The organism is Serratia sp. (in: enterobacteria) (assembly GCF_046715635.1).
GTDB lineage: Bacteria > Pseudomonadota > Gammaproteobacteria > Enterobacterales > Enterobacteriaceae > Chania.
In genome coordinates, this window is sequence record NZ_JBKJYW010000477.1 from 1 (window position 1) to 4,954 (window position 4,954).

A 4,954-nucleotide genomic window follows, 5' to 3' on the forward strand; every position below is an offset into this window, starting at 1 on the left:
GTTTTGACCTGTCATTGTTGAAATATATTCAGGAACACAGCCCGGTGTTAATCGAGGATGTCACCTCCAGGTTTGGCAAAACCACGTCGACGCTGAAGCGCTCCATGAAGGAGATCAACGAGTTCCTAGAGCCAAATTGCCACCTGCATATCGATGGGCAGTGGATCGTCACGGCAATCGGCTACCGGGAATATATCGCCTTTTTGGAGCAGATCCCGTTTAACCGCTACATCACCACCGCCGATGAACGCATTAAAGATCTCAGCGTGGCGCTATGCCTGCAGGACGTGGTGAACAAAAGCGAGTATTACCGCAAGTTTAACGTCAGCCCAACCACGCTCAAAAATGATAACCAGGCGCTGTCGGCATTTTTGCAGGCGAACCATCTCACCGTTGCCGCCATTCCCAAACAGGGATCGCGGCTGGATGGCGACGAGATCCTACTGCGCATCGCCATTTGCCTGACGATCCTGAAAACCATTGAGATCGGCGAAGATCACCTGCTGGTGCCCCACAAGGCCAACGAGCCGATTAATCGCTCCATTGCCACGCAGTTCTTAAAGGTATGCCAACAGGAAATCAGCGCCGCCGCCGAGCTGTATCAACACCGGCTGAGCCAGCGGATCACGCTGGGCTATAACAGCAAGAAATACTTCCTGGTGTATATGAGTATTGCGCTACATCGTATGCGGCGCGGGCATTTCATTACCCACAGCGATAACCTGAGCTTTATTCAATCTTCTGACTTTGGATTGCTGGATGGCGAGCACGAAAACCGCTTCCTCGACCTACTGATTTCATCCCTGACCTACACTTGGCGGCCGTTCGATATTTACGATCCCACACTGATTACACTCGTTGGCCACCTTTGTGAAACCTTGACCCCGTTGCTGCGGGCAGAAATCCACAACCGTTCGCCCTTCTTCGCCGAGATCTACCAGTTCATCTATTCGACCATCGTACAAAACAAGTTCAATCTCTATTTTGACGATAAAAAACTGTATCAGGTGCAGACCCGGCACGCCCAGCTCTATCAGGGCGTCGCCCTGGCCACCGCGCCCATCGCGCAGCACTATCAAACCACCTTTTCAACGGTGCATCTGTCCACGCTGGTGTTGATCCTGAAGAAATACGAGCTGCAAAACCGAGTCCACAGCGAGGAGAAAAAACGCGTCATTATCGTGACCAACTCTTCGGAAAGTAAGGTGGGCTATTTCAAGGAGGTGTTGAAGTCGCACTTCCATATTGAGATTGTCGGCTATGTGAATATCAATGAGATACACACGCTCGAGCAGATCCCCTTTGATTTGCTGATCACCTTCACCAATAAAATCTCGAGCTATCTTAAGTATTATCAGTGGGATTACATCAAGGTGAATTTCTATCTCAGCCGCGATGATATCTCGCTGCTCAGCCAGCACGGGCTTTCCCGGGCGAAGAAGAAGATCCCGGCAGAGGGGTTTATTCAGGAGATTGAGGGATTGGATCGTCAGCAGCTACGTGCCCTGTTAGAACAGAGATACCCTGACTTTTTCATTTGATCAGGAACAACCACCAGCCTTGGCCGGTGGTTGTTTTATCGCGTAATAACTCTACCCAATTTTAGAAATCGATTTTTAACTTGGCGTAAAAACCGTTTGAAGTGATATCGCTATTATAGGCACCGGTGTATGACAGACCGAAGGTGGTCGCTTTACCGAGCTTGGTTTCAATCCCTAACCCCACGCCAACCAGGTTAGACAATTTGCCCCCCTGGATCCTGGCTACTCCGCTATCTGCAAGAGACATTGTCGCTTCTGGAGTCGTGTCACCGAAGAAGTGCGTACCATACAGATCGCCTTTCACTGCCATATCCAGGTTAGCCAAGGTAAATGGTACCGCGGTGCGCACGCCAAGGGTTGTGACCTGCAGATCCTGGTTATCAACGTTGGTGGTAAACACCATATTGTTAACCGTTTCCACATAGCCATCGGATTTGATATGCATCCAGCTGATACCGAAATAGGGCTCAACGGAATAGCTATCGGTATTGAATCCTGAATAGGCCGCTTCTGCAAACAGCTGGGTAATATCCACATTTGGGGAAACAGAATTTGTGCCAACCTGATCGAGGACACTCAAAGTACGATTAGCATCACGATCCTGCTTGGTGTACATCGCACCATAATTCAGCGAAGCCACATCAGCGATTTTAGAGACGCCGTAAACCCCGAAGTGCAGGTCGTCACTGTCGATTTTACCACTGCTTCCCCCTTTGAAATCGGTACTACCCGCCCCAAAGTACAGCCCGAGTTTAGTGCTGCTGCTAACATCGATTTCACTGCCAATTAAGGCAGCGAAGAAATCGACGTCCATGCTGGATTGGCCGTAATCCACATTAGACCAGCTACCTATAGGTGCCATCCAGAAGCGGCCCGAACCATCAGCCGTTTCGACATAACGCCCTCCCCCCACGCCAACCGCCTGATCCTTGATAACACGGGACATAGTCATTGAATTAACGATGCTGGCATTTTGCGTATTGAGGTACATGTCACTGCCGAGTGAATTGTAGGTATTACTGACCTCCTCGCCAGATGCCAACAGCAGGGAGTTGAAAAGCGTCCCCGTACCCGTGCCCTCAATCGTATTGGCAATAGAGCGACCATTATGGTTTGAAGCGTAAGAGGCAAACGTCACATCATCATTGCGGCCAAAACTGGCGGTGAGGGCATTACCAGAGACTTCAACCTGGGTGTTGAAGAACGCGTACTGAGGTGTGGCGATGGCCTTGTCGGCACCGGTTAATGCATCAGCGTTGACCGTGCCAACAGCGACGGTGCCATTATTAAAGACGTCTGCGTACACGTCCCTATCATTGGAGCCCACCGTAATCATCGAACCGTCGTTAAAGGTCAACTGACCCACATTGACATGTTCATCCGTGCTGACGACATAAGTACCCCCGGCATTGACGTCAATATTAGCCTTATGGCTTTCTGTCGATGTCAGCTGCCCCTTCAGCGTAAACGTATCGTTATAGTGGCCAATAACCCCGAACTTACCGCCATTCACCGCCACGGTGCCGCTACCAAAGGATTCAGTGAAGCCATACAGGGCGCCGTTCTCCACGGTGGTATTACCCTGATAGCTGTTATCACCGGTCATGATCAACGTACCCGCACCGAGTTTAACCAGGGAGCCGGTATAGAGATCGGCATCAATTTTGGCCTCAATAGCAGCAGCACGCGCAGCGTAATAATCTTGCCGCCATTTTTCCGCATCCTCCTGGTTAACGATATGATCCGTCGGATCGCTGTTACCGTCATTGACGACGAAGCTGTTACCCAGTTCATAGGCTCCACCAGCCGCAATACCCTGAGCTTTATAGTTCTGTAGCCAGGCCAAATCTTCTTGTTTACGTGCATCCAGCGCTTGCTGGCTGATGTTATTACTCCAGACATCAAGCGGCGTAGTGGCCATGTTGTATTCAACCTTGCCAAGGAACTGACCAGGCCCATACATGCCTTTATCAAGATCGGGCACTCCCCAGCCGTAGCGAACATCGGGAACGCCCTCAGCCGCAGTCCAGTTGGCCAACGTACTACCGTCTGGGTTCTGGTGGCTGGCGGTGGTGAACATCACATCACGAACCTGAAGAGCGCTCATATCCTGATAACGTGATAGCAGTACGCCCATGGCACCAGCCACATGGGGAGCCGACATAGAGGTACCCGATGAGTTCCCCCAGCCCGCAGCACCGGTTGTCGCATTTACCGTGGTTGAGTAGATGCCATTTCCCGGCGCAGCCACGGTCCACCATTTAGCCTCGCCAGCCTCATTCCAGGTATAAGAGAGGGAGTATTTATCGGTACCGGTTACCCGCTGCAACCCGGCAACAGCAATCCAGTGCTGCTCGGCTTCAGGGTGATAATAGGGGTAAAGTGCACGATAGAATGGATTGGCAAAATCGCGGTTGCCGGTGGTAAATATCTGCACCACCGTGGTGCCTTTCACGGCATCATAGGCAGCATCAACAAAGGACGGATGGTCTCCATAGACTTTATTGAAATAAAAATACTCATATTCTGACTGGGTCATGTTATTGGCAGGTATATGCACACCGGTATTGCCACCATCACTGCCGGTTGACCCGTTGTCGACAACACGAATGTTGGTGCCCCAGCTGTTGTTAATCACCTCTGCACCGGAATCAACCAGCGCTTTCCAACCGGTGTAGAAGTACTGGTAATCCTGGAACGGGCCATAGTTATTGCTATCTGTGCCACCGGTATTAGCGACATAAATATTGGCGCCCCAGGCAACACCGTGCATGCCTTCACCATCACGATTAGCCCCAACGGTACCGGTTACGTGGGTTCCATGGCCATCGTTAACACCGGCTACCCATTGGCCGCTGATATCAAATGCCTCGCCCTCGATATATTCGCCCTGTAACCCCGGTGCCGACTGTGGGTAACGCAAACCGGACGAACCGTAGATGCCATTAGCCTGGACTGCATGGAAGCGATCGCCGTTAAGATCTTGATGAATAAATAACAGAGCACCAGAATCCATTACGCCAACGTTAACCCCTTGTCCAGAGTACCCCAGCGCATAGGCGCTGGATGCTTTCATCGCAGTGATGCCCCAATCCTTGCTGTATTCCTCTGTTTCCCAACTGGCTTTATCGCCAATCTGCCCTGTTTCCACATAAGCTGCGGTGGCCACACCGGCCATTGGCGAGATTGCGGCGGAAATAGTCAAGGCAATGAGTGACTTGTTAAGCGTTACTTTTTTCCCCGGGTTTTGATTTATTTTGTTGGGTTGTTGCAAAGCCTTGTGAAAAAATACCTTTGAAATCAAATTCATGTTGATATTCCTTTCAATAATGCTCACAGAGATATTTCTTTGTGCCAAGTTGGCCACACCTTTTTTATTGATTTGTATACCATTTCAAACGAGCACCCGCAGT

2 protein-coding genes are annotated in these 4,954 nt (G+C 50.6%); one reads left to right on the top strand and one right to left on the bottom strand.

Annotated features, from left to right (window positions below):
• The coding region (locus ACLQ7H_RS24485; protein WP_411754914.1) for a hypothetical protein at positions 1-1,541 on the top strand (1,541 nt) is incomplete at its 5' end.
• Positions 1,542-1,602: 61 nt separating this feature from the next.
• Here the strand turns inward: ACLQ7H_RS24485 and ACLQ7H_RS24490 are convergent.
• Positions 1,603-4,851, bottom strand: a complete 3,249-nt coding sequence (locus ACLQ7H_RS24490) for a S8 family serine peptidase (protein WP_411754915.1) — start codon at positions 4,849-4,851, stop codon at positions 1,603-1,605.
• Positions 4,852-4,954: the final 103 nt, after the last annotated feature.

Excerpts from the sequence above, each read along its gene's own strand:
- ACLQ7H_RS24490 (WP_411754915.1), bottom strand. The coding sequence starts at position 4,851 with ATGAATTTGATTTCAAAGGTATTTTTTCACAAGGCTTTGCAACAACCC.